This is a genomic window from Methylorubrum sp. Q1 (genome assembly GCF_004683995.1).
Taxonomy (GTDB): Bacteria; Pseudomonadota; Alphaproteobacteria; order Rhizobiales; family Beijerinckiaceae; genus Methylobacterium.
The window spans coordinates 17,618-43,464 of the sequence record NZ_SRHQ01000032.1 but is presented as its reverse complement, the minus strand read 5'-3'; the positions used below and the strand labels follow the sequence as shown (position 1 = coordinate 43,464).

General features: G+C 64.8%; 26 protein-coding genes and 8 pseudogenes. 14 read left to right on the top strand and 20 right to left on the bottom strand.

Translation table 11 applies throughout. The features are described from left to right. Window positions 1-17: 17 nt before the first annotated feature. The 8 genes and pseudogenes from E4V01_RS22785 to E4V01_RS22750 all read right to left on the bottom strand — a co-directional run. Window positions 18-601 (bottom strand): annotated as a pseudogene (locus tag E4V01_RS22785) (IS5 family transposase). A 197-nt stretch (window positions 602-798) separates the two neighbouring features. Further along, complete coding sequence (locus E4V01_RS22780; protein ID WP_135299928.1) at window positions 799-2,532, bottom strand: PQQ-dependent dehydrogenase, methanol/ethanol family; 1,734 nt, start codon at window positions 2,530-2,532, stop codon at window positions 799-801. A 50-nt stretch (window positions 2,533-2,582) separates the two neighbouring features. After that, window positions 2,583-3,356 carry a ubiquinol-cytochrome c reductase iron-sulfur subunit gene (locus E4V01_RS22775; protein WP_210234764.1) on the bottom strand — a complete coding sequence of 258 codons (774 nt, stop codon included), beginning with the start codon at window positions 3,354-3,356 and terminating at the stop codon, window positions 2,583-2,585. 134 nt (window positions 3,357-3,490) lie between these two features. After that, window positions 3,491-4,378, bottom strand: coding sequence for a transporter (locus E4V01_RS22770; protein WP_135299927.1), 888 nt, complete (start codon window positions 4,376-4,378; stop codon window positions 3,491-3,493). Between the two features lie 190 nt (window positions 4,379-4,568). Next, window positions 4,569-6,026: an aldehyde dehydrogenase gene (gene aldA / locus E4V01_RS22765; protein WP_245517661.1), complete on the bottom strand. Its 1,458-nt coding sequence runs from the start codon at window positions 6,024-6,026 to the stop codon at window positions 4,569-4,571. A gap of 788 nt (window positions 6,027-6,814) precedes the next feature. Beyond that, window positions 6,815-7,054 (bottom strand): annotated as a pseudogene (locus E4V01_RS22760) (integrase core domain-containing protein); the annotation flags it as partial. A 26-nt stretch (window positions 7,055-7,080) separates the two neighbouring features. Beyond that, window positions 7,081-7,398: pseudogene (locus E4V01_RS22755) on the bottom strand (integrase core domain-containing protein); the annotation flags it as partial. 16 nt (window positions 7,399-7,414) lie between these two features. Further along, window positions 7,415-7,774 (bottom strand): annotated as a pseudogene (locus E4V01_RS22750) (transposase); the annotation flags it as partial. An 82-nt stretch (window positions 7,775-7,856) separates the two neighbouring features. Here E4V01_RS22750 and E4V01_RS22745 point away from each other — a divergent pair. Then, a pseudogene (locus E4V01_RS22745) lies at window positions 7,857-8,564 on the top strand (transposase); the annotation flags it as partial. Between the two features lie 187 nt (window positions 8,565-8,751). Here the strand turns inward: E4V01_RS22745 and E4V01_RS22740 are convergent. From E4V01_RS22740 to E4V01_RS22730, 3 genes are read right to left on the bottom strand one after another with little or no spacing between them, the layout of a single operon-like run. Further along, window positions 8,752-9,030 (bottom strand): hypothetical protein, encoded by a 279-nt coding sequence (locus E4V01_RS22740; protein WP_135299926.1) that lies wholly within the window; start codon window positions 9,028-9,030, stop codon window positions 8,752-8,754. 4 nt (window positions 9,031-9,034) lie between these two features. Then, window positions 9,035-9,421 carry a type II toxin-antitoxin system VapC family toxin gene (locus E4V01_RS22735; protein WP_135299932.1) on the bottom strand — a complete coding sequence of 129 codons (387 nt, stop codon included), beginning with the start codon at window positions 9,419-9,421 and terminating at the stop codon, window positions 9,035-9,037. Between the two features lie 10 nt (window positions 9,422-9,431). After that, window positions 9,432-9,680 carry an AbrB/MazE/SpoVT family DNA-binding domain-containing protein gene (locus E4V01_RS22730; protein ID WP_060768959.1) on the bottom strand — a complete coding sequence of 83 codons (249 nt, stop codon included), beginning with the start codon at window positions 9,678-9,680 and terminating at the stop codon, window positions 9,432-9,434. A gap of 219 nt (window positions 9,681-9,899) precedes the next feature. Between E4V01_RS22730 and E4V01_RS22725 the strand changes: the two genes are divergently transcribed. Continuing rightward, window positions 9,900-10,529 carry a recombinase family protein gene (locus tag E4V01_RS22725; RefSeq protein WP_245517660.1) on the top strand — a complete coding sequence of 210 codons (630 nt, stop codon included), beginning with the start codon at window positions 9,900-9,902 and terminating at the stop codon, window positions 10,527-10,529. A 299-nt stretch (window positions 10,530-10,828) separates the two neighbouring features. On the opposite strand, the gene E4V01_RS22720 is transcribed toward E4V01_RS22725, so the two are convergent. Beyond that, a complete protein-coding gene (locus E4V01_RS22720) occupies window positions 10,829-11,440 on the bottom strand; it encodes a hypothetical protein (RefSeq protein WP_135299925.1) in 612 nt (203 codons plus the stop codon). 84 nt (window positions 11,441-11,524) lie between these two features. After that, a complete protein-coding gene (locus tag E4V01_RS22715) occupies window positions 11,525-11,890 on the bottom strand; it encodes a DDE-type integrase/transposase/recombinase (protein ID WP_135299924.1) in 366 nt (121 codons plus the stop codon). 203 nt (window positions 11,891-12,093) lie between these two features. Here E4V01_RS22715 and E4V01_RS22710 point away from each other — a divergent pair, with 203 nt between their 5' ends. Then, window positions 12,094-12,480, top strand: a complete 387-nt coding sequence (locus E4V01_RS22710; RefSeq protein ID WP_135299923.1) for a hypothetical protein — start codon at window positions 12,094-12,096, stop codon at window positions 12,478-12,480. Window positions 12,481-12,879: 399 nt separating this feature from the next. On the opposite strand, the gene E4V01_RS22705 is transcribed toward E4V01_RS22710, so the two are convergent. Both E4V01_RS22705 and E4V01_RS22700 read right to left on the bottom strand, forming a co-directional pair. Continuing rightward, the gene (locus tag E4V01_RS22705) at window positions 12,880-13,779 is read right to left on the bottom strand and encodes a diguanylate cyclase (RefSeq protein WP_135299922.1); all 900 of its coding nucleotides are present in this window, start codon (window positions 13,777-13,779) and stop codon (window positions 12,880-12,882) included. A 21-nt stretch (window positions 13,780-13,800) separates the two neighbouring features. Continuing rightward, window positions 13,801-14,856: an HD-GYP domain-containing protein gene (locus E4V01_RS22700; RefSeq protein ID WP_135299921.1), complete on the bottom strand. Its 1,056-nt coding sequence runs from the start codon at window positions 14,854-14,856 to the stop codon at window positions 13,801-13,803. 42 nt (window positions 14,857-14,898) lie between these two features. Here E4V01_RS22700 and E4V01_RS25875 point away from each other — a divergent pair, with 42 nt between their 5' ends. Continuing rightward, on the top strand, window positions 14,899-15,453 hold the full coding sequence (locus E4V01_RS25875) for a hypothetical protein (protein WP_193763284.1): 555 nt from the start codon (window positions 14,899-14,901) through the stop codon (window positions 15,451-15,453). A 318-nt stretch (window positions 15,454-15,771) separates the two neighbouring features. Here the strand turns inward: E4V01_RS25875 and E4V01_RS22690 are convergent, their stop codons facing one another. The 4 genes and pseudogenes from E4V01_RS22690 to E4V01_RS22675 all read right to left on the bottom strand — a co-directional run bounded on the left by E4V01_RS22690 (window position 15,772) and on the right by E4V01_RS22675 (window position 17,588). Then, entirely contained in the window at window positions 15,772-16,104 is a 333-nt protein-coding gene (locus E4V01_RS22690; protein WP_135299920.1) for a hypothetical protein, read from the bottom strand. Next, window positions 16,105-16,527, bottom strand: a complete 423-nt coding sequence (locus E4V01_RS22685) for a hypothetical protein (protein ID WP_135299919.1) — start codon at window positions 16,525-16,527, stop codon at window positions 16,105-16,107. It abuts the gene before it with no gap. A 96-nt stretch (window positions 16,528-16,623) separates the two neighbouring features. Further along, window positions 16,624-17,139 (bottom strand): annotated as a pseudogene (locus E4V01_RS25870) (IS630 family transposase); the annotation flags it as partial. Beyond that, window positions 17,118-17,588, bottom strand: a complete 471-nt coding sequence (locus E4V01_RS22675) for a winged helix-turn-helix domain-containing protein (protein WP_305847215.1) — start codon at window positions 17,586-17,588, stop codon at window positions 17,118-17,120. The pseudogene E4V01_RS25870 and the gene E4V01_RS22675, both read right to left, overlap by 22 nt. Window positions 17,589-17,799: 211 nt before the next feature. Between E4V01_RS22675 and E4V01_RS22670 the strand changes: the two genes are divergently transcribed. Together E4V01_RS22670 and E4V01_RS22665 are read left to right on the top strand one after the other, a co-directional pair. Then, a protein-coding gene (locus E4V01_RS22670) for an IS630 family transposase (protein ID WP_135299931.1) occupies window positions 17,800-18,758 on the top strand; the annotation gives its coding sequence in 2 pieces (ribosomal slippage) (window positions 17,800-18,147 and window positions 18,150-18,758; 957 coding nt in all). Beyond that, window positions 18,716-19,090: a zincin-like metallopeptidase domain-containing protein gene (locus tag E4V01_RS22665; protein WP_371688539.1), complete on the top strand. Its 375-nt coding sequence runs from the start codon at window positions 18,716-18,718 to the stop codon at window positions 19,088-19,090. The genes E4V01_RS22670 and E4V01_RS22665 overlap by 43 nt, the downstream gene beginning before the upstream one ends. Before the next feature lie 63 nt (window positions 19,091-19,153). On the opposite strand, the gene E4V01_RS22660 is transcribed toward E4V01_RS22665, so the two are convergent. Further along, complete coding sequence (locus E4V01_RS22660) at window positions 19,154-19,867, bottom strand: DNA helicase (RefSeq protein WP_135299916.1); 714 nt, start codon at window positions 19,865-19,867, stop codon at window positions 19,154-19,156. 496 nt (window positions 19,868-20,363) lie between these two features. Between E4V01_RS22660 and E4V01_RS22655 the strand changes: the two are divergent. The 8 genes and pseudogenes from E4V01_RS22655 to E4V01_RS22625 form a co-directional block, all read left to right on the top strand. Beyond that, window positions 20,364-20,624 (top strand): annotated as a pseudogene (locus tag E4V01_RS22655) (zincin-like metallopeptidase domain-containing protein); the annotation flags it as partial. Then, on the top strand, window positions 20,624-21,364 hold the full coding sequence (locus tag E4V01_RS22650; protein ID WP_135299914.1) for a hypothetical protein: 741 nt from the start codon (window positions 20,624-20,626) through the stop codon (window positions 21,362-21,364). The pseudogene E4V01_RS22655 and the gene E4V01_RS22650, both read left to right, overlap by 1 nt. 98 nt (window positions 21,365-21,462) lie before the next feature. Then, on the top strand, window positions 21,463-21,699 hold the full coding sequence (locus E4V01_RS26340) for a hypothetical protein (RefSeq protein WP_060768950.1): 237 nt from the start codon (window positions 21,463-21,465) through the stop codon (window positions 21,697-21,699). Between the two features lie 129 nt (window positions 21,700-21,828). Next, complete coding sequence (locus E4V01_RS26335) at window positions 21,829-22,356, top strand: hypothetical protein (protein WP_245517659.1); 528 nt, start codon at window positions 21,829-21,831, stop codon at window positions 22,354-22,356. A gap of 24 nt (window positions 22,357-22,380) precedes the next feature. Further along, window positions 22,381-23,451, top strand: coding sequence for a toprim domain-containing protein (locus E4V01_RS22640; RefSeq protein ID WP_135299913.1), 1,071 nt, complete (start codon window positions 22,381-22,383; stop codon window positions 23,449-23,451). A 183-nt stretch (window positions 23,452-23,634) separates the two neighbouring features. Next, window positions 23,635-24,547: pseudogene (locus E4V01_RS22635) on the top strand (DUF2493 domain-containing protein). A gap of 70 nt (window positions 24,548-24,617) precedes the next feature. Then, window positions 24,618-24,869 (top strand): type II toxin-antitoxin system Phd/YefM family antitoxin, encoded by a 252-nt coding sequence (locus tag E4V01_RS22630; RefSeq protein WP_135299912.1) that lies wholly within the window; start codon window positions 24,618-24,620, stop codon window positions 24,867-24,869. Then, window positions 24,862-25,269 (top strand): hypothetical protein, encoded by a 408-nt coding sequence (locus E4V01_RS22625; RefSeq protein WP_135299911.1) that lies wholly within the window; start codon window positions 24,862-24,864, stop codon window positions 25,267-25,269. The genes E4V01_RS22630 and E4V01_RS22625 overlap by 8 nt, the downstream gene beginning before the upstream one ends. Window positions 25,270-25,847 lie beyond the last annotated feature (578 nt).

The following is a 25,847-nucleotide window of genomic DNA, read 5'->3' as shown; positions in this document are numbered from 1 at the left end:
CTAGGGTCAGGACTCGATCAGCACCAGAAGGCGTTGACGGCGGCGAGCGCAACAGCCGAGGCGTAGTTGCGGCGCTTGTCGGCGGCCAGGCGACGGACCCGACCGGGCGCCTGGGCGAGCACGGCTGGGGACGGTGGTGACGTCGCTGGCGTTGCCGGGCGTCAGCAGGAGGACGTCGGGGCGGCCGAGGACATCGATGAGGGCGTGGATCTTGGTCGTCCGGCCGCCACGCGACGGGCCGATGCCTTAGCGCACGAGCCCCCCCCTTTGCCGCCATGCGCCGAGCGGTGCGCCTTGACGGAGGTGCTGTCGATGGCGGCCGCCTCGCCCGCCCATCCGCCCTTGGCCGGCGCGGTCAGCATCGCCCGCCAGAAGCCGCGGCGGGACAAGCGGTTGTAGACGGTGGTGCGCGGACCATACGCTGCCGGGCCGTCGCGCCAGCGGCAGCCCGAGGTGAGAACGTGCAGGATGCCGGAACCGAAGGACCGCGTAGCGAGATGACCTGCCGATCGTCGTTCCGTTCCGGCCCGGGCTGGTTCTTGGGCATGAATGGTTCCATCACCGCCCACCGCTCGTCCGAGAGCCAGAACAGGTCCGCCATCGCCGCCTTCGTGCTGCAAACGGCGCTTCTGAGTCATAAAACCATAGCTCTTGCAACGCCTTGGTTCGGTTCACACCCTAGCGCATCGCCCCCCAAACTGGTGAGACGACGCGCCGACGCATGGACCTACGGTCTTCGAACAGCCAGGTTGAGGCGGGGCTGGTCGTTCCTGGAAGATCGGGGCGGGCTATCGCCCATCAGTCTTCCAGGGCGAATACCCACACGGTACCGCCCTGCGGTATATCCTTCTCCCAGCCGCGTTCCGTGTGCATGATGCCCTGAACCAGCGCCGAGTCGACACCCCAACCGGAGACGACGGCGATGTATTGCTTGCCGTTGATCGAATAGCTGGTCGGGGGAGCGATGATTCCGGAGCTGGTCTTGAACTGCCAGAGAATCTTGCCCGACTTCGCGTCATAGGCACGGAACATCCGATCGCTCGTCCCACCCGCGAAAATCAGATCGCCAGCCGTCGACAGGATCGAGCCCCAATTCCAGGATTCCGCATAGGTGTCTCTCCAGGCCTCCTCACGTGTCTCCACATTGATGGCCTGGATTCCGCCGATATACTTTGCATCTTTGTTGATATGGAGTTTGATGTCCTTGATATCGACGCCGGCCGACCACTGGCCCGGGATGCGCTTCTGGACCTTGCCGGTGAAGCTCATGCAGTGGTTGTCGTTGAACGGAACGTAGAGGTTTTTGGTCTTCGGGTTGTAGGACTCGTAGGGCCAATCCTTGCCGCCCCAGAGACTCGGGCAATACATTCCGGGTACCCCGGTGCCGGGAACGGTGCCTGCGTTGTATGTCGGGCGGCCGGTCTTCGGATCGACGCTGGCGAAGACGTTGTTGTGAACGTAGGGTCGCGCATCGCGGAAGCCGATCTTGCCGTCGGGCGTGTTCTCGAGGCGATAGAGATACCCGTTGCGCTGCGCGCTGATCAGCGTCGGGACCTTTTTCCCGTCCTTGTCGAGTTCGATCAGGGTCGGGGCGTTCATGCCCGCCCAGTCCCAGCTGTCGTTCCAGTGATACTGGAAGTGGTTCTTGATTGTTCCGGTATCGGGATCCATCGCGAGGACGGAGGCGAGGTAGAGGTTGTCACCCGGACGCTGGTCGCCGAGCCAGGGCGAGCCGTTGCCTACTCCCCAGTAGAGAACGCCGTTCTTGGCGTCGTAATTGCCCGGCATCCACATGGTGCCGCCGCCGGTCTTCCAAGCGTCCTTCCACAGGCCGTCCTTGGGCCAGGTCTCCGAACCCTTCTCGCCGGGGGCCGGCACGGCAAAGGTCTTCCACACCTCCTTGCCCGTCTCGGCGTCGAAAGCCGCGAGGAAGCCGCGAATACCGAACTCGCCGCCCGAGGGGCCGACGATGATCTTGCCGTTCACCGAGACCGGGGCCGAGGTGATGTAGGCGCCTTCGGTCCAGTCACAGACCGTGACTTCCCAGACCAGCTTGCCGGTTCTGGCATCCAGCGCGGTCAGCTTGCAGTCGAGGCCGGCGACGTAGACTTTGTCGCCCCAAAGAGAGACGCCGCGGTTGGTGTAGTGGAAGGCGCTAAATCCTTCGGGAAATTCTCTCTTGTAGCGCCAGATCGGGTCTCCGTTCTTCGCATCGATGGCGAGAACCTGATTGTAGGGGGTCGTCACGAACATGAGGCCGTCATTCACGATGGCGGGCGCTTCGTGGCCCGACGTAACGCCGGTTGCCGAACTCCAGACCGGGCGCAGCTTCTTGACGTTGCTCGTCTTGATCTGATCCAGGGCGCTGTAGCTCCAGCCGGCGTAATTGCCCTTGGCCATGAGCCAGTTCTCCGGCTCGGGGTTCGACAGGCGCTTCTGCGTGATCGGCGAATAGCTCTTCAACTCGCCTGCGGCGCACGGCGCCGCCGCAAGGGTGGCGCCCAGGAGCAGGGCGATCTTGTTCTTGACCATCATGTCTTCCTCCCTCGTCGAATTGGCCGTTCGCTCGACCGAAATCTTGATTATTGCCGTTGTGGGCCGAGTGCCCCGGTGAACGCGCCCGCTACGGTGATGGCGTCGCCCGAGATTTGGAGCGGCAACCGCGCGATCCGCCGCGATGCAGGGCCTTCAAGAACCTTGCCGCTGTCCGAAAGGTCGAATACAGACCCGTGGCAGTTGCATATGACCGATCGCTTGTCGTCCTGCAGAGAAGTAATCGGGCATCCGTTGTGAGTGCAGAGAGCAGAATAGGCCACGATTCCACTTTCCGCCGTCGTTCGCATCTCAGGAGACAGCGTGCCGGGATCGACCCGCGCGACGAGGATCTGGTTGACCCGCGAACCATCCCTGACAAGCCCCGTCTTGGGATCGGCGGGGTAGGCCAGCGTCGGCTCGTCGCCGATCTTGAGATCCGCTGCAGTCAGTGTCCTGCCCTGACTGTCGCCCGCGAGATGGACGAGAACGTCGCCGATCTGGGGACGCACGGCCTTGTCGTTGGCCAAGGACGGACCGGCGCCCGCTAGGAGCATAGCAGCGGCGCCGATCACGATCGTCCGCCGCTCCAGCATGGATGCGCCGCAGCGGCACTGGGTTTCCTCAGGCGGCGCTGCTGTCATCGACGATACTCCTGTTCTTCGTTCATCATCGCTCGGCGAACCTCGTGTAAGGATGGGACGGGATCTCGACCGGTCATTCATCGCCTTCGATTTGCCGTTGCGGGCGCGCAGGGCGCATGCGTCGAGCAGCCAAAGACGCAATGGCGAGCCCGGTCGTCTCGCGCCGAGCAGGCCCTCCATCAATCGAGATGAAATCCAGACGCGCTAGATCGGCGAAATTCATCGTTTGATCAAGATAATAACAACAGTAAACTCAATAAATATTTATGAGACCGCAGAATTGATTAATTTTTCAGTATCTCGGGCGGCTTACATCATGGGATATAGAGATACCTGAGGTAGAAAGCATTGGTAGGGCGGGCGTTTTCCGCATAGACGCTGCGGGAATAGCGAACCGTGAGGTTCTGTTTCGGGTTGAAAAAGAACATGAGACCCGCGCCGAGAGCGAGATCCTGGTTCTGGCTGTTCGGAATCACCACCTTGCTCAAAGCGAGGCGGCTGGCCGTATTGTACTGGTAGTCGAGGGCGAGGAACGGTTCCACCGGAAGAGTGGGCATGTTGAGCTTGTATCCGAGCCGAAGGTTGGTGTGGAACGTGGTGCCCGGGCTGACTGCCGCAGCACCGGGTGCGTTCTGCTCGCTGCGGAAGACGCCGCCGACATCGCCCGTGAAGCTGAAATCCTTGCCCTGAACGTCGAACAAGATGCTGGTGTAATTCGCGAAGTAGTGATTGCTGAAGTAGTCGCCGCCGATCGGCGCCTGAAGAAACGTCTGAATACCCAATGTGCTGTTCGGAGTCGGCTTGATCCAGGTCGCCACGCCCCAGAGCGTATCCCCGAAGCCGAAACGCTCCTTGGCGTCGCGGGTCCCGAGATAGATTTCGGGGAGGATCGCCTCAAGCGCGATACCGACATCGGGTAGCGCGTCGATCGTCGTGAAATAGACGAACTTGCTCAGGCCCGCCGCGAGGTTCTGACGCGATGCGCTGGTCAGATTGCCCTGCGCATCGAAGAACTGCGACGTGGCGTTGAACTGCCCGTACTGCACGAAAAGAGAGAAGTCCTTGTAATTGATGGGCAGGTCATACTCGTGTCCATCAATGACCGCGAAGGTGATGTCGGCTGCCGCAGCCGCGTCGGGCTGGGATGCTGCGCCGTAGAGCCCCAATGCCGCTGCGAAAATGTATTTGACGCCGATTTTCATGATCTCCCCCTAAATCCAATGGTATCGTAATCGTTGTTTTTGATTTTTGCGCGAAGCCGACAGAATCTCATAAGTCTGTGCCGGCAAGGCGAAAGCTGTTCGATTTAGTTCCTCTCACAAAAATTCCGCTCCCTTGTCATTGCCGGAGCGAGAACGGTCAGAGGCCGGGAGTTTTGTGAGGCAATCTTATTCAGGATTGGATGTAGACGACGTGCGTCTCTGTGAACTCGTAGAGGCCGTGCTTGCCGTCCGCCCCACCAATGCCCGATTTGCGCCGCCCGGCATGGAAGCCCTGCATGGCCTCGAAGTTCTCGCGGTTGACGTAGGTCTCGCCGAACCGAAGCTCGCGGCTGGCCTGCATCGTTGCATTGATGCTCGATGTGTAGATCGACGAGGTCAGGCCATATTCACTGTCGTTGGCGAGGCGGATCGCTTCATCGAGGCTGTCGACAGCCTGGATCGGTAGGACCGGGCCGAAGATTTCCTTGCGCATGATCTCCATGTCGGCCGTCGCGCCGGTCAGAATGGTCGGCACGTAATGGAAGCCCGCCCCCAGATCAGCGACCGCGCCGCCCGTGACGACGGTGACCCCGTCGGCCTTGGCCCGCTCGACCATCGCCGCGACCTTGTCGAGGCCGGCCTTGTTGACGAGGGGGCCCATGGCCAGGGTCTCGTCCTCGCTTGGGTTGCCGTAGCGGGTTGCCTCGAAGAGAGCCTTGAGCCGCGAGACGAACGCGTCGTGGACGCTGCGCTCGACATAGACCCGCTCGGCGCAGTTGCAGACCTGTCCGGTGTTGATCACACGGCTGGCGTGGATGGCCCTGGCGGCGAGGTCGAGATCGGCATCGGCCAGGACGATGGCCGGGGCCTTGCCGCCGAGTTCGAGATTGACCCGCGTCAGGTTCTCGGCAGCCGCCTTCATGATTTGGATGCCGGTGCCGACACTACCCGTGAAGGTGATGAGGTCGACCTCGGGATGGGCGGTGAGCGCCTGACCGACCGTGGCGCCGCGGCCGCCGATGAGGTTGAACACGCCCGGTGGGAGATCGGTCTGCGCAACGAGTTCGGCGAACACGAACGCATTGATCGGCGTCTCTTCGCTCGGCTTGATGACGATGGTGTTTCCGGTCACCAGGGCGGGCGCGAGCTTGCGGGCGATGAGGAAGAACGGGAAGTTCCAGGGCAGAATGCCGCCGACCACCCCGAGCGGCTTGCGCAGCAGGAAGATCGTCTCCTTCGGCCGGTCGCTGGAGAGCACTTCGCCCTCAAGGCGGCGCGCCCATTCGGCCATGTAATCGATGTAATCGGCGGTGAAATCGACCTCCACTTGAGCCAGGCTGCGGATCTTGCCCTGCTCGCGGACGAGCAGATCGGCCAGTTCCACGCGGCGTTCGCGCACCTTGGCCGAGATCGCACGGAGGTGCTTTGCCCGCTCGATCGGCGGCAGGGCCTCCCAGGCCGGTTGGGCGCGGCGTGCGGCGCGCACGGCCCGGTCCACATCCTCGGCGGTCGCCTCGGGGGTCGATGCGATGAGGCTGCCATCGGCCGGATTGTAGACGTCCACCGTGCTCTCGGTCGGGTCCTCGAACCGGCCATCGATGAAATGACAATAAATCTTCGGATTGATCGTCTCCGGTCCGAGCGACAATGTCTGACTTTTTTGTATTTTCAATTTGATCCCCCCCTTTGTATTTTCTATTTTAAGTCGATTACGGCGATACCGATGATTGAGTGTCGCCGTTCGCCTCCCGTTTTTGTGGCGATACTACATGGTATTTCTGTTTATATTGTCCTGCTTTTTTACAATTCGATCAATGCTTGAATTTGTGGAGATATAGACCGGTCCTTCTCCGGATCGGCATCCGCAACCGGCGTGCCAAATTTCGTCGGCACCGGCGAATTCGGCTCAACCGCTCGTTATCCGTTGCAATCATTCGGATTTTTTGTTTCCCGCCCGGCATGGTCGGCGCGCGGCAGTCGTTTCGAGAGCCGACAATGCGACACCCGTCGCAAGACGGGGTGCGACAGGTGTCGCGCGGCAGGCGGAAGCGGCGCCGGACTTCGGCCGACCTTGCCTTCGTACGATGAAGAGGAGCCGGTTCCGCGAAGAGCAGCTCTGCGGCATCCTGACGGAGTAGGTGTGCAGTCCTACGGTGTGGTGGCATGGGTTTAGCTGAGGCCGCCGCACACCGGAGGCGTTATGGGACAGGCTCTCTACGGCTGCGCCACGACCACGCACGCCGTCAGAGCAGCGCTACAGCGCTCGAAAGCTCCGCTCATACGACCTCCGTGTGATTCCTTCGGAATGGCGCAGTTCGGCTTCGCTCAAGCGCCGCGCGGGCTTGCCGATCCAGCGACTGCTTCGATCAAGCGGACGCCATATCAAAGGTCTTGCCGCGAAGTGATCGGCTCCCATACGGCGGTCCCAGTTCAAAGTTAGTGCCGGGTCGGCCTCTGCACCACGGGTAGCTTGGCCGGCGGAGCCGGTCGGGTGAGGGCAGCCGGCCAAGCGGATGAGGCCGGTACGAACACCTCCGGGGCCGGTGGTCGGTAGTCCAGCGAAGCATGCGGGCGCACGCCATTGTCGTGTCTCCGCCAACGCTCGATCACGATCTGCGCCTCCTTGAGCGTGTAGAAGATCTCACCGTTCAACAACTCGTCCCGTAATCGCGCGTTTGGGATTGCCCCGTTTCTGTGGACGGTCAGGGGGCTTGGCTGAACAGGGGCTCGGGTAGCGGGTCCGGCTGGGTTTCCTGCTCGTAGACGACGGGCGAGCGGTATCCGAGCGCCGAGTGCCGGCGCAGCGGATTGTAGAAGCCCTCGATGTAGCTGAAGCAGGCCATCCGTGCCTCGGCCTGTGAGCGGAAGCGACGGCGGGCGAGCCGTTCGCATTCGAGGGTCGAGAAGAAGCTTTCAGCCATGGCGTTGTCGTAGGCATCGCCGACCGGGCCCATTGAGGGTCGCACGCCCGCCTCCTGACAGCGGCTGCGGAAGGCTAGCGACGTGTATTGTGCCCCCTGGACGCCCTTCTGTGTGTCAAGCCGCGATGCGGGTCTGATTGATCGCCTTCTGCCGGCGGGTGATGAGCGTGAACACCTCACGGGCAATGTAGCGCTTCAGGCAGCGGATCGCCTCCAGCTTGGAGTGGCCCTCTGCAATCCGGCGGGCCATGTACGCCTTGGTCCGCGCGTCAGTCCGCAGTCGCCCGATGGCCATGATGTGCAGCGTGCTGTTGGCTGCGCGATCACCGCCTCGGTTGAGGCGATGGCGCACCGTCTTTCCCGACGAGGCCGGCACGGGGCTCACGCCACACAACGCCGCGAAGCCTGCCTCCGAGCGCAGGCGCTCAGGATTGTCGCTGGCCGTCAGGAGCAGCTGCGCGGCGCCCTTGCTGCCTGAAGTCGACCCGTAGAGCTTGGCCGAACGGAGTCTCGCCAGCACCGAAAGTGCGGATGAACCCTTATTCCACGCCTAAACACAGGCGGCGACTGCCGAGGCGATCCTGACGCTGTCGCGACAGGGCGTTCCGATCCGGCAGATCGTCCGTACGACCGGCCACAGCCGCAAGCTCGTGCGCACCGTGCTGCGTGGCTTGACCGGCGACGTGTTCCGGGCGCGCCAGAGCAGCCTGGAGGCCTATCTACCCCGGCTCGATGCCGAGTGGACGGCCGGCTGGCGCAACGGTGCCGAACTGTGGCGACGCCTGCGCGCAAGCGGATTCACCGGCAGCCTGCGCGTCGTCGGAGAGTGCGCGACCCGCCGCCGACGCCATGAGCAGTCTCCCGAGCGTGCGCCCGGCAAGGTCCCGTCTGCGCGCCTCCTCGCGCGGCTGATGACGAGCGGTCGGGACAACTTGAGTAAGGCCGAGGCCGTGACGGTGGCGACGATCGAGGCAGCGGTCCCGGCGCTCGACGAGGCCCGTTCGCTCCTGTCTGGCTTCCAGGCCATGATCCGCGAGCGGAGACATCTGGACCTCGACACTTGGACCGATACGGCTGCCTGCGGTCTCCTCGCATCCTTCGCGAACGGCCTGGCAAGGGACAAGGCGGCTGTTACCGCGGCGCGATCCGAGCCGTGGTCGAACGGCCAGACCGAGGGGCAGATCACCCGCCTCAAACTCGTGAAGCGGCAAATGTACGGCCGGGCCAAGCTCGATCTGCTCGAAGCGCGGCTGATCGGCGCCGGGGGAGGCAACCGCATCGAAAGTCAGCCAGACCCGAACCATGACCCTGGCAAAATTCTCGCTACCTAATTGCTATAACATGAAAATACGCATTTTGGTTGGGGTCAAGACTGGGGCCGATCGTGAAACCATCTATCAGCGCGGTTCAGACGATGCTGCAATGACTTAAGTGGGCTCGTGGGAGGGGGCATCAGCCGATGCCGATCCACACCCAGGTGGCGCCGGTGCTCTGGCTGATCATGCCGGACTCGGCCAGCTTGGCCCGCAGCAGGCGAGATCCCGGCCCGTCGAGCCATCTGTGGCCGACGGGGCCATACTCGATCCAGCGCCACTGCCGGGCCGGCGGCCCGCCGGGGCGCTGGTGGGAGGCCTCGCGGGCCTGATCCTCATCGTAGGCCGCGAACAGATAGGCCTGCTGCCGCTCGTTCAGCCCGGTCGCGATCGCTGCGAGGGCCGCGGCGCCCGCCATCGCCTCAACTTACCAGCTCGACCGTGATGCCGACGGCATCGTCCAGTTGTGCCCACGCCTGATCCGCCGTCAGGGCGACGAGGCCGCGCGTCTTTGCCAGGGCCAGGCAGGCGCGGTCCCCGAAGGACAGGCCGGCCTGGCGCGTGGCCAGCCGGAGCGCGCCAGCCTCGACCGCCTGAGTGCGATCGAATTCGACCACTGCGAGGTGCAGGTGGTCCAACGCTCGGCTAAGGGTCGCGACGGCCCCTCCACGCTCCACGAGCTTGGCGATGACCTCAGAGAGGTTCACGGCGGACATGGCCGACTCGGACAGCGCGGCACGAACGCGGTCCTGTCCCTCTTCCTGATTCAATAGGCAGAGCAGGGCTGACGCGTCCAACGCGTACTTCATGGCCACGGGGTCACTCCTTGGCCGCTTCGGCGCGCCTGTCGGCTAGGAACTCGTCGACCACGCTGACCCCTTCGGGCACCAAGCCCCGAACAATCTTCTGGATCTCGTCGATAGCAGCATTGCGAGATCGTACCCGAAGCTCGCCATCCACCATCTCCATCACCACTGTATCACCGACCTGAACGCCGAGTTCGCGGCGGAAGCTTGCAGGAATGACGAGTTTGCCCCCGTCAACGATTTTCGTAGATCGCGATTCCATGGCAATTATCGCTCCATATGCATGAAGCGCGTAGCTAGACCCAAACGGGTTCGGTTGCCAGGGATGGATTTCCATCCGGTGGATGGGTGCCGCAAAAAGGGTATACCGTTACGCCTCGACCTCATGGCACAGCTTCCGTATGAGGCAAAACGGTCATTTTCGAATTATGCTACATGATAGGTGTGCAGGCCACCCTTTTGGCACGTTCGAAGGCCCAAAATGCCCCGTTTCGGCTACGCCCGCGTCTCCTCGACCGATCAGGACCTCACCATCCAGCTCGAGAAGCTCAAGGCCGCCGGCTGCACCGTGATCCGCTCGGAAAAGATGTCGGGCAAATCCGCCGACGACCGGCCCGAGCTCGCCACCGTGATGCAGTTCCTGCGCGAAGGCGACGAGCTGGTGGCGGTCCGCCTCGACCGGCTCGGCCGCTCGACCCGCGACGTGCTGAACCTCGTGCACGAACTCGACCAGAAGGGCGCTTGCCTGCGCATCCTCGATCCGGAGCTGACCACCGGCGGCGACGTCGGACGGATCGTCGTCACTGTGCTTGGGATGGTGGCCGAGATGGAGCGCAAGTTCATCCTGGAGCGCCAGCGCGCCGGGATCGAAGCCGCCAAGGCGGCCGGCGTCTACGCCGGCAAGGGCCGGCCGAAATCCGTGCCCGAGGAGGAGATCCGTCGGCGCCATGCGGCAGGGGAGGGGCCGACCGCCATCGCTCGCGCACTGGGGATCTCACGCAGAAGCGTTTATCGCGTACTCGATGAGAAAAACCCCGCGCAACCGCGGGATCTCACACAGCGAACCATGTTACCAACATCGAAGGCGGCGGATAAAGCCGATGTCAGCTAAATCTCAAATATACCATTCAATTGACTTTCTATAATATTAGGTCCTGGCGCCTGCCTGTCCGCTTCGAGATATGGATCGTAATCATAGACGGAATGCTCATGATGATTTGGATCGCTCCATCGATCATGGGCACGACAATCCAGGGTTATGCTAATAGACGAAGAGTGGGCGCGTTCCTGCGGAACCGTGCCCTACTCGCTTCGCTCCCCGAACCCCTTCGGGTTTCGGCCCTGCGGGTGACGACCACATCGCGCGGGCTCGCGTGGAGGATCAGGGCGATCCGCGACCGTGCAGCAGCTTCACTCTGACTGCCTGGGACCCGGATGCGAGGTGCTCCCTTTGAAGAGCGCCTCAGTGTCCACACGCACCTGCTCGGCGGAGGAGCGCTGTGGGGCCTCCGGCACAGGAGAAAGCTCGCCCAGCAATGTCTCCATCATCTGGCGGATCTCAACGTGATCGGGGGAGAGCGGCCGGGCCAACTCCTCGGTCATATCGCGCATCAGACACACCTCGATGTCCTCGGAGAGGCTCGGAAGATGCTGGCGTGCGAGCGCGAGCAGGAGGCCTGGAGTGAGGTGTTCCGCGTACTCCGTTCCGAACCAGATCTGTGGTGAGGCGCGCTCCTCCTCATCCATTTCGGCGGTGTGCAGCGCCTCGTTCCAGATCTGGAGGTAGAAAGTGGAGAGCGGGGCATCCCAGCCGATCGCGAGACTGACGCCCGGTTGATCGAACTCGTATCGACTCATCGACGGCCTTTCAGCTCGCACGCCCGATACCTGCCGCAGGAATCCGCTCGCGACCGGCAGCGTGCACACCCAGAAGACAGTCATTGGGGTCGATGAGATCTGCAACGCGAGTGCATTTCTCAAATATTGATTGCTTAAACACTGCTGATGATGCAGGCTATTCAATCTTCGATCCGTAGCCGGGTCACGGAAAGGGGCCTGTCGCAAGCCGTGCCATAGGCCGCAGCAAAGGCTGGATCTACTGCGTTTTCAGGTTTTGTTAACTGCCTGAAGTCCGAAGCAGACTCCGAGTAGCCGGTTCTGCTCGCGGACGGTCCAGGCGCCGGCAAAGTCGAAGCCTTTGCGCAGCCAGAGCATGGCCTCGAAGCCGCAGATCGTGCGTCGAGCCGTGTGGAAGGATTGGAAGCCGCCGATCCGAGGGATGTTCTTCTTGACCCGGAAGTGGTCGCTCTCGACGCCGCGCTCCAGGAAGAGCACCTCGATGTCGCGGTAGCTCAGCGGATAGCGCAGGTACCAGGAGACGGCCTGGACGATGAGCGCAGCCTCATAGTGCCGGCCCTTGAAGTCACCTTTGGCGCGCCGCTTGAGCTTGGCGGCCATGGCAGACAGGATCATGGGGCGCCCTCCGGAAACGGAGGCGCCATGCGGCCAGCATGGTCAACGTTGGGTAAACGACGGGGCGATCGCGTTTGCGACACGCCCACGGAAGGTCCGACTCCCAACGGAATCACGGGAGATCAGCTCATTCAGAGTGAAAGCGGTCCGTCTAAATCCCCCGGCCTTGTTCTTGGAGAGAAGAACTAGGAAAGTCTATGCAAATGCTCGCTACCGTTCGATCAAGATGCATCGCAATCATTTTTGCTATTATTCCTGCATCCGCAAGAACCGAAGGCATCGACTCTCTTGAGAAAGGCTTCTACCTGCCGCCTGATGTCGGCTGTGGTGGAATTGGTGGTGCGGCCGGGATTTATTTTGATGGTCATAACTTCTCTGTGCATTATCAAGTCTGCAAAACATTCAAGCTATCACAAAAGAATACGTATAAGTCGGACTGCCTCGAAGGTCAGGGAGCTAACTGGCCCAAAAGAGACGAAATTGAGAAAAGTCCAGACAAGACTTCGGCCGTTATAAATACCGTAGTGAAAACAAATAAATCATTTATAATGGATGGCACAAGATACAATCATTGCAAGTCAGGACGATGAAGGATTTTGATGTATTGTATTTTTCGTCTATAATTACTGCGGCGTATGCATCATATTGTCCAAGTGGAGATGCTTTGATTAAAACAACACCCTCTGAATCAGCTGTGCCCCAATGGATTTACTGGCAAGGGTGGTAAGTCCATTCCGGACGCAATCACGCGATCAGTGGACACTTCGGATGACTTTGGGGTCGTTCCATATTTATGAAATTTGCCATTATTATCTGTATATCCGATATTCATGTGGTCTGTATCTGTGAGGATTTCTCGGCCAAACCCTCGTCCTTAATAGTATAATGTTACCTATGGTATTATTTTGACTCATATCCGGTAGCTGAAAGCGTAAGTTATTTCATTCGTCCCGTCGGAGTTCTCTTTTAGGTTCATCGGGTTTGCACCCCTAGCTCACGAACTCGGTCTTCAACGTGGAGCTTGTCATCGCCACGCGGTTGCGGCCGCCCTCCTTGGCCGCGTATAGCGATACGTCCGCTCGCTTGAGCAGCGTGCCGACGCTGTCCCCCTCGGACCACTCGCTCAGCCCGATGCTGACCGTGAAGCGAAGCGGACAGCTTCGCTCCAGAAGCGCCGAGCCGGCGCACTGACTGCGGACGCGGTGGGCCACCACCGCCGCGGCGCCCAGGCTGTGGTCCAGGAGGAGCAGTGCGTACTCCTCCCCGCCCAGCCGTCCGGCGATCGCACCGGTCTCCCGTAGGATCTGAGCGATGTGCCGGATCACCAGATCCCCCACGTCGTGGCCATGGCGGTCGTTGATCTTCTTGAAATGGTCGATGTCGAGCTGCATCACCGCCAGGGGGCGGCTCACCGCCGCGCTCTCGACCGCCGCTTGGGCCTGACGCATGAAGGCACCGCGGTTCAGGAGTTGCGTCAGGTGGTCGGTGTCGGCCTGCCGGATCAGCGCCTGCTGCAGCTTCAGCACCCGCTCGGCCGAGCGTAGGCGCCCGCGCAACTCCTGCGCCTCCGGCGGCTTCATCAGGAAGTCGTCCGCGCCGGCATCGAGTACCTCGTCCAGCGGCCGCCTTTCCCGTGCGGAGGACATCACCAGGATCGTCAGGGGGCGCCGATCGTCGGCCAGAGCCCGCAGCGACCAGCACAGCTCCAGCCCGTCGAGCGGTTGAACCTCAAGGCTGGTGAGCACGCAGGTCACCGACGGATCGGCAGCGACCTGCGCCAGCGCCGCGGCCGAGTCCGAGAACGCCACCACGGTGTGTCCGGCCGCGATGAGCATTCCCGAGATTGTCTTGCGGATCACGCCGCTGGGATCGACGAGGACGATGTGCATGGTACGCCCATTAAACCGAGGTCAGGTGTCGAGGGGGAAGCTTGGGGTGAAAGCCGTCGCGATGGGATGAAAGGCCTTCACCAGCGCCGGATCGAGGCGGCCCATCATCCCCTGGAGGATCGCGTAGGCGGCCTCGCTCGCCATCGGCGGCTTGTAGGACCGGCGCTCGATCAGGGCGCCGTAGATGTCGCACACCGTCACCACACGCACGAGATCGGGGATCGCCCTCCGCACGAGCCCGTCCGGGTAGCCGGAGCCGTCGAGCATCTCGTGATGCGAGCGCACCACGCCGAGGAACTCCGGCTCGAAGCCCTGGTTGGCCAGCATGGCCTCGCCCTGCGCCGGATGCAGGCGCATCACTGCCTTCTCCGCTGCATCGAGCTTGCCCGGCTTGTTGAGGATCGCGGCCGGGACGTGGATCTTGCCGACATCGTGCAGCAACGCCGCCTTGGTCAGCCGATGGCGCTCGCAAGGTCCGAGGCCAAGGCTCGCCGCGAAGGCAGCGGCCAGCCCGGCCACCAGTAGGCAGTGCTGGTGCGTAGCATCGTCGAAGCGGCGCACCGCCCGGATCCAGTCGCGGATGCCGGTTTCTTGGACCGCCCGCGCGACGAGGTCGGTGCCGTTGTCGACCACGACCGGCGTCACCGGCCCGCCGGCCACGAAGACCGACCCGTAGAAGGCGCGCACCGCCTCGGCCCGTCGCCGGGCCTCGGCCGGCACGGTCTCCGCCCGATCCTCCGCCGCGCCCAGCGCGCGCCGGAGCCGGCCCAGGTCGAAGGGAGCCCTCACCGTCCGGCTCGCCCCGAGCGCCAGTGCCTGAAGGCGGGCTTGCGGCGTGTCCTGGCGCAGCAGCACGACCAGCGGAGTACCGCGGCGCGTCCGTGCCAGAAGCTGGCGCAGGCGCTCGACGTTGGCCGCCCCGAGATCGGCCACATCCGTGACCAGCACCGCCGCGGCCTCGGCCGGATCCGCCTCGTCACGCAGGTCGTGGACCCGGTACGCCAAGCCGGGATCGAGACCGCCCACGAGATCCGCGCTCCGACCCGGATCGTCGGTGATCAGAAGCGTCTGTCCCATCATGGATCTCGCTCCCGGTTGGCCTAAGGGAACATCGCGTCGATGGCATCCTGGGATACGCTGACCGCACCGGGCAGCGCCGGACCGTTCAGGAGCGCGGACTTGCCGGTCCGCTCGCGGCGCGCCAGCGTCGGAGCCGCCGCGCTCGAACCGGACCACAGGCGCACCATCTCGACGATCCGCTCCTCGACGAACTCGATCGTCCTCACCACCTTCGCGATGGCGCTGGCCGGTGAGATCCTGGAAGTTGCAGGCCTCGAAGATCGTCTGCACGTGATCCTGGATCGCCATCACGTCCGCCCGGGTCCCCTCGTCGCGGCTCCGCTTGGCGATCCCGCGGGTCGGGGCATCGACGGCTTCCGCGGTCGACAGGATGGTGTTGGTGGCCCGCTCGGTCCCCTGAACCACCGCGTTCAACTCGTCGCAGGTGCGGCCGGTCTCCTGCTCATGCCGCAGCTCGGCGATTTCCTGCCGCATCCGCTCGATCACCGTCGATATCGCGGCCAGATGACTTTGCAGGAGCGCGGAACTTCCCTCAGGTCCAACGGCATTTGGCGCAACACGGGTCATGGTGCTAGACCGCATCATATTTCCTAAAATCCGGACTTAGCTGAATAAAATTAATGATCTACAATTGCCGTGACAGATACACTCCTATTGTAGCCATCTGCCGAATGATCTAGGCGCGCTACGGCCCATGATCGACTGATAAGACAAGACAGTACAGGGTTGGGCGGCTTTCCGTATCCGTCGATTTGGCGCGGATCGAGTATTTTAGGAATGACTTGGGCGGCTTCAGGCAACGTCGAAGAAGAGATCGAGCTGCTCGGCCTTCGTCTGGCGCGTCCGGCCCTTGCGCGGCGCCGGCTTGGGCGCAGCCGGCGCGAATACCGGAAGAGGCACCCCGGCCTTCCCCTAAAAGTACGCGCCGACACAGGCCCCCTCGGCGGTGATGAACACGTTACAGGTATGCCCCGTGGATTTCAGGATGCAGCGCGTGAGCGGCGTCGCCTTCGGCAACGCCGCCAGCGCCTTCAGCAGGCACGGTAGGCCGGCCGAGTGGATGCCGAGGATCGGATATTCGAACGCCAGACCCGCACAGGTCAGGTGCGCGGCGACGGCCGTGGTCGACGGGAACGGGTTCAGACCGAACGCCGTCCCCTCGTCGCGCAGGAACGCCGCGAGCAGGGCGCGATCCTTCCCATCGATCAGCCCGGCCAGACGGGACCTGTCGGATGCGACCAGCATTCAGAGCACCGGATACGGCCCGAGGAACAGGTCTCCCAGCGCCCGGCGGCGCAGAAAGGTCAGGCGCCGCCGCCGGATGTGCTCCGGCCGATCGTGGTCCAGGTGGCAGCGCTGGCACCAGGCGGCGAGATCGGTGGGGCCGTTGAGGCTCGTGTCGTGGGCGCGGTGGCAGGTGGCCAGGATCGGCCGGGTCAACCGGGCGCTCGCCAGGTCGGGCGTGCGCCGGAGAATCCGGCCCCGGCCCGAGCGCCAGACGCCGCCGTCGGCGTCGTACCAGCTCCCGTCATCGACGCAGACGATGACCCGCCCATGCGGACGCCCGCAGCGCTCGCACAACCCGCCGGCGCGGCCGAAGCGGATCGCGACCGAGAGCTGCGGCCAGTCGATCGGGTAGAAGTGGCGGTGTTCGGGGCGGATCGGCACGGTGCGGCTACGCTAGCACGGCAGCTAGAGCCTCGTGTCTGAAATCAGAATCGCGGGTTGCGGTGGAAGCGTTGGTTTGATGCCGTTTCCGGCTGATTAGATGTTCGGTCTGTTTTTCTGCGGCCACCAGTGGAAGAGGGTGTTGTCACGCAGGGTGTGCGGTTGAGCTTCGACGTGGCGGCATCTTTGCTCGATGCGGTCTTGGACCTCGGCCATCCGGTCGAAGTGCCGGTTGACGATGGGCTCGTCGACGAGTTGCCAGAGGTGCTCGGCGGGCTGGAGTTCGGGGGGGTAGGGCGGCCGGTAGACGAGCCGCAGACCATCCGGCACGCACAAGCCCGGTTGGGTGTGCCAGCCGGCCCCGTCGAGCAGCAGGATGATCGTGCGCTGCGGGCCTGCGCCGGCCTCGCGGGCGAAGGCGGCCAGCAGGCGTTCGAACAGCGGCTTGGAGACGCCGTTGCCGACGTCCCAGTGGCTCTCGCCGGTGGCGGGCGCGACGAAGGCGGTGACGTAGAGCCATTCATAGCGGTGGTGGCCGAGTGCGGTCGGCCTCTGCCCGCGCGGGGCCCAGATCCGGCGGGTGACCGGCTTCAGCCCGATGCGGTGCTCGTCGGTGCAGAAGAGCGCGACCGGGCGGTCGGGCTGGCGTGCTTCTTCCTCGGCGAGAAGGGCGGCGCGTTTTTTTTGAAGGCGGCCTGCTCGTCAGGACTGGCCGCAGCCGGGTTCCTCGGACGCGGCGCCTGGATCGTCCAGCCGATCGCCTGCAGCGCGTCCCAGGCGCGTTGCGGGTAGACCGAGACGAGGCCGAGGTCCTGAGCCATCCAGGCGGCGATCTTGGTCGTGGTCCAGGTGCCGCCATCGGGCGGCGGCGTTTCCAGGCGCGTGCGCAGGCGGTCCAGAAGCGCGGGGGTCAGAAGCCGGGCGGTTGCGCCGTTGCGGTGGCGGCGGTCGCCCAGCGCGTCGGGGCCGAACTGGTTGTAGCGGCGAGCCAGTTGCTCCAGCCAGCGCGACACGAAGCCGGTGACGGCGGCGACCTCCGGCACCGTCTGCCCCTGGGCCAGAAGCCAGATCGCCTAATAGTGCCGCGCCGCGCAGGCGTCCGCGCTGGTGCGAGCCCGCCGGCCTAGTTCCTCCACGCTCAGATGGTCGGCGATGTGAGCCATGTCCGCCTCCGCCAAAGGCGCACAGGCTAACCCCACACCGCACCAGCCGGAATCCCCCCGAACTGATCAAGCGGAAACCGTATCATTCCCTTCTGCTTGGAGGTGGATCATGGGCGAATGCTACTCGCTGGACCTTCGTGAGCGGATCAGCCGTTGGGTTGAGGAAGGGCACTCGCGCCGTGGCGCGGCCCGTCGCTTCGCCGTCAGCCCCAGTTGTGCGGTCAAGCTGGCGCAACGCCGAGCCCGAACCGGGTCGGTCGCACCCGCGGCACAAGGGCGGCCCAAGGGCAGCGGCAAGCGAGCACCGGTGGCAGGCTTTCTGATCGCGACGGTTGAGGCCACGCCCGACATCACGATGCCGGAACTGGCCGAGCGGCTGTTGGCCGAGCACGGCGTGACGGTCACGCCGGGGGCGCTGTCACGCTTCCTCTGCCAGCGCGGCTTCACGTATAAAAAAATGCCCTGATGGCCGCCGAACGCGGTCGCGCACCCATCCCTGAGGATCGTCATGAATGGCGCACAAAGCGCCAGCCGTTGATGCGGAAGGCCTGCCATCGCCTCGTCTTCCTCGACGAGACCTCCGTCACCACCAAGATGACCCGCCTGCGCGGGCGCAGCCGCAAGGGCACGCGGCTGCACGCCAAGGCGCCCTTTGGCCATTGGGGGACGCAGACCTTCATCGCCGGGCTGCGCTGCGACCGCCTGAGTGCGCCCTGGGTGATCGACAAGGCGATGAACCGGGCCGCCTTTGAGGCCTATGTCGAGACCCAACTCGCCCCGACCCTGAACAAGGGTGACGTCGTCATCCTCGACAACCTCGCCGTCCACAAGAGCCCCAAGGCCGCCGCCTGCCTGAAGCAGCACGGCGCCTGGTTCCTGTTCCTGCCGCCCTACTCGCCCGACCTCAACCCGATCGAGCAGGCCTTCGCCAAGCTCAAAGCTCACCTGCGCAAGGCCAAGGCGCGCACCTTCGACGCCCTCTGGCGTGCCATCGGCGACATCTGCGGGCTGTTCGAGCCGCAGGAGTGCTGGAACTTCCTCAAGGACAAGGGATATGCGTCCGATTAAAAGGTCGCCGCTCTAGCGCCTTTCACGATGCCCACGGATTCTACGCCACCCATATTCACGAGGCAGCTCATGCCAGCGGCGCAGCCCATCGGCTCGACCGGGATTTCGGCGCCAAGTGGACCAGGCACGCACTCGGCATGGAGGAAGCGACCGCCGAACAGACCGCATCGTTCCTGCTCGCCGACCTCGGGATCGCGCACGAACCGCGAGGCGACCACGCGGCCTACATCACCTCGTGGCTACAACTTCTCAAGGACGAGCCTCGGGCGATCTTTACCGCGGCGAGCAAGGCGCAGGCGGCAGCCGACTGGATGCACGCCCAGCAGCCATGACCCAGCAGCGACCAAGGCTGAGCGGCCGATCCCTCGCGGGCTCGGCCGCTTCCCTATATTATCTCAGTTCACCGCATCGACCCGCATCTCTCCATTGTGCAGGAAGCAAGTCTTCGTGAAAAGAGCCAAGTCGACGGGATTGGGCAGTCGAACGTTCGATAGGTTCGGAAGAGGTTTGCCTTCCATGTCGAACGAGCGATCGATCTGAGAGATCGCAACGATGATCGTTGACGCTATACAGGCGAAGCCCGCGAGCGTTTTGACCTGAACTGCGAGTTCGGGATTTCGTCGCCTTTGATCCAGTAGTTGAAGATAGTCGACCACTACCACGCTGTCGTCCTGACCATGTCCTACACGTTCGATAATATAATCGGCGCAAATGGCGTCTGACGTATCGATCACCAGAGCGTTTCCGGTTTCGTCCATGTCGAAGCCGAGGCCTTGAAGACGGTTGGAGATGCTCGATTCGGTTTCCTCCAGGCTGAAGAAGAAGCTGCGGTGACCCGCTCGCGCCGCTTCTACGGCCAGTTCGACGCCAAGCAGGGTTTTGCCGTGACCGGGGCGCGCACCGAGCAGCACGAGATCGCCAGGCACAAAGTGAGCCAGTAGTTTAGGCGCTGGCCGATCATGCGAACTGGAACTCGCGAGATGACTCCAGCCTCGATACCCCTCTCGTTTCGCGACCTCATCAAGAGACGCGTGCAACGGCGCATTGGTTTCGCGGGAAAGCAGCTTCGCCTGTCTTTTCAGGCGGAAAATCGGAGCAGACAACTTCATCGAAAGCCTCCTTTTCGAGCAGTTTCTGCAACCCCTCCTTATGCATTCGCTCGAACAGAGTGCGTTCGATTGAGTAAGTTACCCCGCATGTCGAATGCTTCCCCAAATCGGAGGGAGGAGGCACGGGCCATGCCTTCCCGGCGATCCTAAAATCGCAGAATTAAGAAGGCAAGCTTCAGCTCGTAGCCGACGGGCATCGATCACGCATATCTTGATGCGGACGCCGCTGGCGCGGCGGCGCTGTCGTTGGGCCTCCCTCGATGCGGGTCTGGTCGGCGCTCCCTGCTAGGCCCGCCACGGCGTGCAGCAAGCCCGGCTTCGCCGAGTTGCTCCATTTCATTTCGCCCCTCCGGGTGCGCCCCACCGCTTGCGGGCCTCCCCGGTCGGTCTCGCCGCCCACCCCCGCCTCGGGGGAGCCATGGGATTTTGGGCAGTGCTGGAGGCACCGATGGTTTTCACCTTCCAACCGCCATTTTCCGCTGGACTGTCAGGATATGTGGCCGAGATCTCGGCGGCCTACGTCTGCGCCAGCCTCGGCATCGTACCCACCGTGCGCCACGCCGACTACATCGCGTCCTGGCTCGAGGTGCTGCGCTCCGATCCCCGCGCCATCGTGCAGGCAGCGGGACACGCCAGCCGCTCGGCCGACTGGCTGCTCGGCCTTCTGCCGCCCGAGCTCGCCCCGGCCGGTGTCGGCGAACAAATCGAGGAGGATGGACCGGAGAACGAGACGGCGCCCCTGCGGGAGGCAGCGTGATGCGTTTCAAGCGCTGGCCGCGGCCGACACCGTTCGAGGATACGTCGTGCAAACGCGCGGCGTACCGGCGCAAACAGGTCCGCGAGCAGGCGGCGTTGCACCTGTTCGCCGCGGCGATCGCCAAGCGCCAGCTCGACGTCGACGTCGAGATGGTGCGGCGTACCGGCCAATGGGAGCGCCAGCAGCAGGAGAGCCGCCGGCAGCGGGCCGCCGGCTGGCGCCGGGCCCGCGCCCGTCTCTTCGCGCACCCGGCCGCTCAGCGCCTGGCGATCCGGGCGCTGTGGCGGGTCTGCCCGTATCCGGCTGATCCGAGCTATCTCGGGACCCTGCTGCACGAGATCGCGACCGGGCGGATCGATCCGGCCCGGCTTCCGTGGGGTGGTCGGCACACATCCCCCCCCCGGACGACGCCGAACCCGGCGAGCTTCGCCGAGGCCTTCCGGCAGATCGGCCAGCGCACGGTCGGCGGCGGCCCGAAGACCACCGGCGCCGACGAGCGCCTGTTCTGCGGCAATCTCGGCTCGGGGATCGTGTTCCTGACCTCGCGCGTGCGCCTGTGCGAGCCGAACGAGAGCTTCTACACCTCGTCGAACCACCGCCTGCGCGACAGCCATGTCGGTCGCGGCGGGCACTGGATCGACATCGCGGTGCGAGGCACCTGCTCGGATGCCGACCTCGCCCTGATCCGCCAGCTCGCCCAGGCGATGGATACCCGACCCATCGTCGTCCGGCGGCCGTGAGCCGGGCCGAACGAGACGAGAGGGGCGGCAACGCCCTATCGAGGGATCAGCAAAGCTGAGAGAGAGCCTCTCGGCCCCTCGTACCCAAGCGAGAGCGCATGACCGACGCCCAGTCCTACACGATGGCGCTCGACCTCGCGGTCCAGAACCCGGTGCGGGTGCTCACCGTCACGGACCGCGAGGTGGCCTACACCCATCCCCAGAGTGGCGCGCGCACCCATCTGTTGACCATCGCCGAGCGGCGCCGGCTCCGGCCGCTCGAATTCGACGCGGCGCTCGACCTGATCGCCGACGGCTACGAGCCCGTCGTCAACGCGAAGTCCGGCCGGCGCTGATGGGGAAGGCGGCCAGCGAAACCCGCGAGGACGGCTCGGTGGTGGCCCGGGTGCGCCTCGTGCGCCCGCTCCAGCGCCAGATCCTCGACCGTGATCAGTACGCGCGCTCGCACTTCGGCGAGGCCACGCTTGAGACCTTCCGGGCCGCCTTGGAGCACGGAGCTCGCCAACCTGCCGGAGTTCGAGGAGCGCACCCTGTACGTGGTCACCGGGTTGCTGCTGCCGATCTGGGACCGCCTGCCGGGCATCGACATGCGGGTGTTCCGGCTCGTGACCGACGAGGGCGAGCGCATCGTCGGGCGCGTCGTCGATCCGGAGGACCTCTGCGTCACCCGCGAGCGGCTGAAACTCGGCGCCGGTACCGCCATGGCCCCGGCCGACGCCTTCGCGGCCGTGCTCGGCGGGCGCGCTAGCCTGCAGCTCGCCGGCGGGCTCCAGATCAGGCGCGCGCGCATGATGGGCGAGGACCGGATCGAACTGATCGGCTCCAGTGACAGCGCCCGGGCGGGCCTGAAGGCGATCGGGCTGTTCTCGGAGGTGATCGCCTGGCGCACCCGCCTGTTCATTCCCACCGGCGAGCGCGGGGAGGCAGTCCTGACGGCCGTGCTCGAACGTCATGCCCTGTTACGTTGCGTCGCCGTCAACGGCCGCGCTTAATATCCGGACCCGACGGAGGCCGACATGCCGACCCATCCCACCGCCGCGGATCTCTCCCGCCAGCTCGCCGACAACGTCGAGGCGTTCTGCCGGCGCTACCTCTCGAACGGCCACCGGAAGGGCCGGTGGTGGTGTGTCGGCGACGTCCACAACACGCAAGGCGAGTCGCTGTACGTACGGCTCACCGGCCCGAGCAGCGGCAAGGGCGCCCGCGGCAAGTGGACGGACGCGGCGACCGGCGAGCACGGCGACCTGCTCGACGTGCTCCGGATCCAGCACAGCGAGAGTTGGCGCGGTGCCCTGGAGGAGGCGCGGGGGTTCCTGAGCCTGCCCCAGCCGCCCGTGTCGGAGCGGGCCCGCCCGCTCCCGGAGGCGCGCGACACCACCGATTCGGCCCGGCGGATGCTGCGCTACGGCCGCCCGATCGCCGGCACCGTGGCGGAGGCCTACCTGCGCTCGCGCGGGCTCGAGCACGCCGTCACCCAGCCCGCGTTACGCTTCCACCCGCGCTGCCTGTACCGGCTCTGCCGCAAGGACCCGGCCGGCCCGGACACCTATCATCCGGCCCTGCTTGCCACGGTCACCGATCTCTCGGGCGCCGTCATGGCCGTCAGCCGGACGTGGCTCGCTGCGGACGGGCGTGACAAGGCCGCCTTGCGCAACCCGCGACGGGCCCTCGGCAATCAGCTCGGCCATGGCGTGCGCTTTCCCGGCGCGGTGTCCGATCTGATGGTGGCCGGCGAAGGGGTCGAGACCGTGCAGTCGGTCCAGCGCGTCCTGCCGGGCGTTCCGCACGTCGCCGCCCTGTCGGGGGCGCACCTCGCCGCCCTGATCCTTCCTCCCGGCCTGCGCCACCTCTACATCGCCCGCGACGCCGATCCAGCCGGCGAGCGGGGAGCGGCGATCCTGCGCCGGCGCGCCGAAGCCGAGGGCATCCTGGTGACCGACCTGGATCCTCGCGAGGACGACTTCAACACCGACCTGCGCCACCTCGGCCCGCAGGATCTCGCCCTGCATCTGGCGCCCCAGCTCGACCCGAACGACGCGGTGGCGCACCTCCGGTTCGAGGAGGCAGCGGAGTCGATCACGGCCTGACCGGGGCCTTCGGGGAGGGTCGATCCGCAGGCTGTCCGGGCCCGTGAGAGGGCCTTTGCGTCCACAGCCTTCTTGAGAGGGCGACGGGTGCCGGGTCGGGGGCCTTAGGCGCAACGGCCCGGCCTTTGGTCGCCACGAAGGCCACGATGGACGCTGGCCTGCCGGACCCGAAGGACCAGCGCGATGCTCGACCACCTGACCCACGACCTCGACGAGGACCTGCCCGCCGATCCCACCCTGCTCGAGGAGCTGGCGCTGACCGGCTACCGCCCGTTCGAGGAGCACGACGACCCCCGGCCGCTACCGGCCAAGCGCGCGATGGATGGGGCCCTGAACGTGGCGATCACCGCCCTCGAGGGAGCCTTCGCCGGCACCCGCCTGGAGGACGACCTAGAGGACGTGCGATGGGGGTTCGTGAACGTCTTCCACCGCCGGGTCGAGCAGATCGATCGCAAGCTCGACGAGAACGAGCAGGCGCAGCGCATGAGCCAGCGCGATCAGGACGGCAGCGAGGTGCTCTCGGTCGAGCTGGAGCGGCTCCCCCCTGTCCGAGCACCGCAACAGCTTCGAGTACGCCCGCGACGCCGCCGCCCACCTCTTCACCCGAACCACCCGGTCGCTGTGGCGCCCGCGCTCCGGCTCGCAGGTCAACCGGGCCACGATGACCGCGGCGATGATCGACAGCCGGGACTTCGTCAACGCGCGGCGCCGGGCGGAGACCGAGATCCACCTGCCGCAGGGCACCCGGATCGCCTTCACCAGCGGCAAGGAATACCAGAACGTCACGGTGATCTGGGACACCCTTGACCGGGTGCGGGCCAAGCACGCCGACATGGTGCTGATGCACGGTGGCGGGGAAGGCGCCGAGCTGATCGCCGCGAAGCGGGCCGAGAACCGCCGGGTCCAGCAGGTGGTGTTCAAGCCCGACTGGAAGCGCCACAAGCGGGCCGCGCCGTTCCGGCGCAACGACATTCTCCCTGAGCAGAATCCGATCGGGATCGTGCACTTCCCGGGCGGCGGGATCTCCGACAACCTCGCCGACAAGGCGATCGCGAAGGGCATCCCCGTCCGGCGGGGGGTGAAGGCCGGCGCATGAGCGCCGGCCCCTTGCGATTTCAGCTAGAGCAGCTAATTCAGCTATTGCATGGATATCGAGGGATGTACCGATGGCAAGCTTCACCCTGACGGACCTCGGCAACAAGTCGGGCGAGGTGGTCGAGGCAGCCTTCCGTGGCCCCGTGGACATCACCAAGCGCGGAAAGCGCAAGTTCGTTCTGATGACCGCCGAGCAGTTCGATCGCCTGACCGGCACAGGCTCGCAGCGCGCGTACCGTGCCGAAGACCTGACGGGTCCGGAGCGCGACGAGATCCTGGCCGGGCTCGATGCCGTCGCGCAGGACGAGGGACGCGATGACTGAGCCCCAGCACGGCGAGATCATCCTCTACTCCTACCTCTGGGCACGGGAACACGATCGCGGCGAAGAGACCGGCCGGAAGGCACGCCCGACCTGCGTCATGCTCATCGTCGTCGGCAAGGACGGTCGTTCCAAACCCCTGCTGTTCCCGATCACCAGCCAGCCGCCAGGGCCGTCCAATCACTTCGTAGAGGTTCCCGAGACCGAGGCCCGCCGTGCGAAGCTCTACACGCCAGCCTGGGTCATCGTGGACGAGTTCAACACCGACGATCCCGCTACGTCGTGGGCGCTCGAGGACGCCAAGCCGCTCGGCCGGTTCTCGAAGAAATTCATGTCGCGGATCGCCGCCGCAGCCGCCGGTGCCATCAGAGCCGGCAAGGCACGGAGCGTCCCGAGACGATAGTGGGCAGTAGGGTGCGGGCAGGCTCGGATAAGGGGCCTGCGAATGAACAGCTCCCAACTCGACGCGACCCGAGTGCCAGGCGGCCCGGTTTCTTGGATAGGCCGCAGGAAGGGATCCTCGACGTCCGGTGAGCATGTCGGGGAAGCCGGGTTTGCACGAAAGCGGGGCCGACCGGAGGCAGGCTGGAAGCGGCCCTGCCCAGCGAGGGGTGCCCAGCCGGTCAGGCGTCGAGGCTGGAGGCGTCCGGAGTGGGCGCCATACCGGGGCGCAGCGGCGCGTTGGGGGGCACCCTCCCGAGCCAATCCGAGGCAGCGGCGAGCGTGGGAGACGGCCACCACGCCCCATCCTGCAAGCCCGGAGTCCGGTCGATCCGCCCCAAGCGGAAACGTCGGTGAAACGCGGCGCCGACGTTCGCCACAGCGACGGACCGTCCCAACACGATGGCGACAAGGGAACAGACGCCGTCACCGCCCGCAACCGTCCGGCCAGACGATTTTCCCCTGGCGCTGCGCGCCATTCCTCGCGGGACAAAATCGTCAGGCCTCCCGGTCCTCCGCTGCGCTGCGGCCCCTCACGGG

Bases quoted from the DNA above. Each gene is read 5' to 3' on its own strand.
- E4V01_RS22660 (WP_135299916.1), bottom strand. From the start codon at position 19,867: ATGAAGTTGTCTGCTCCGATTTTCCGCCTGAAAAGACAGGCGAAGCTG.
- E4V01_RS22625 (WP_135299911.1), top strand. From the start codon at position 24,862: ATGACTGAGCCCCAGCACGGCGAGATCATCCTCTACTCCTACCTCTGG.
- E4V01_RS22735 (WP_135299932.1), bottom strand. From the start codon at position 9,421: ATGAAGTACGCGTTGGACGCGTCAGCCCTGCTCTGCCTATTGAATCAG.
- E4V01_RS25875 (WP_193763284.1), top strand. From the start codon at position 14,899: ATGGCATCCTGGGATACGCTGACCGCACCGGGCAGCGCCGGACCGTTC.
- E4V01_RS22640 (WP_135299913.1), top strand. From the start codon at position 22,381: ATGCCGACCCATCCCACCGCCGCGGATCTCTCCCGCCAGCTCGCCGAC.
- E4V01_RS22725 (WP_245517660.1), top strand. From the start codon at position 9,900: ATGCCCCGTTTCGGCTACGCCCGCGTCTCCTCGACCGATCAGGACCTC.
- E4V01_RS22710 (WP_135299923.1), top strand. From the start codon at position 12,094: ATGCTCGCTACCGTTCGATCAAGATGCATCGCAATCATTTTTGCTATT.
- E4V01_RS22775 (WP_210234764.1), bottom strand. From the start codon at position 3,356: ATGGAGGGCCTGCTCGGCGCGAGACGACCGGGCTCGCCATTGCGTCTT.
- E4V01_RS22715 (WP_135299924.1), bottom strand. From the start codon at position 11,890: ATGATCCTGTCTGCCATGGCCGCCAAGCTCAAGCGGCGCGCCAAAGGT.
- E4V01_RS22770 (WP_135299927.1), bottom strand. From the start codon at position 4,378: ATGAAAATCGGCGTCAAATACATTTTCGCAGCGGCATTGGGGCTCTAC.
- E4V01_RS22650 (WP_135299914.1), top strand. From the start codon at position 20,624: ATGCGTTTCAAGCGCTGGCCGCGGCCGACACCGTTCGAGGATACGTCG.
- E4V01_RS22740 (WP_135299926.1), bottom strand. From the start codon at position 9,030: ATGGCGGGCGCCGCGGCCCTCGCAGCGATCGCGACCGGGCTGAACGAG.
- E4V01_RS22630 (WP_135299912.1), top strand. From the start codon at position 24,618: ATGGCAAGCTTCACCCTGACGGACCTCGGCAACAAGTCGGGCGAGGTG.
- E4V01_RS26340 (WP_060768950.1), top strand. From the start codon at position 21,463: ATGACCGACGCCCAGTCCTACACGATGGCGCTCGACCTCGCGGTCCAG.
- E4V01_RS22690 (WP_135299920.1), bottom strand. From the start codon at position 16,104: ATGCTGGTCGCATCCGACAGGTCCCGTCTGGCCGGGCTGATCGATGGG.
- E4V01_RS22705 (WP_135299922.1), bottom strand. From the start codon at position 13,779: ATGCACATCGTCCTCGTCGATCCCAGCGGCGTGATCCGCAAGACAATC.
- E4V01_RS22730 (WP_060768959.1), bottom strand. From the start codon at position 9,680: ATGGAATCGCGATCTACGAAAATCGTTGACGGGGGCAAACTCGTCATT.
- E4V01_RS22780 (WP_135299928.1), bottom strand. From the start codon at position 2,532: ATGGTCAAGAACAAGATCGCCCTGCTCCTGGGCGCCACCCTTGCGGCG.
- E4V01_RS22700 (WP_135299921.1), bottom strand. From the start codon at position 14,856: ATGGGACAGACGCTTCTGATCACCGACGATCCGGGTCGGAGCGCGGAT.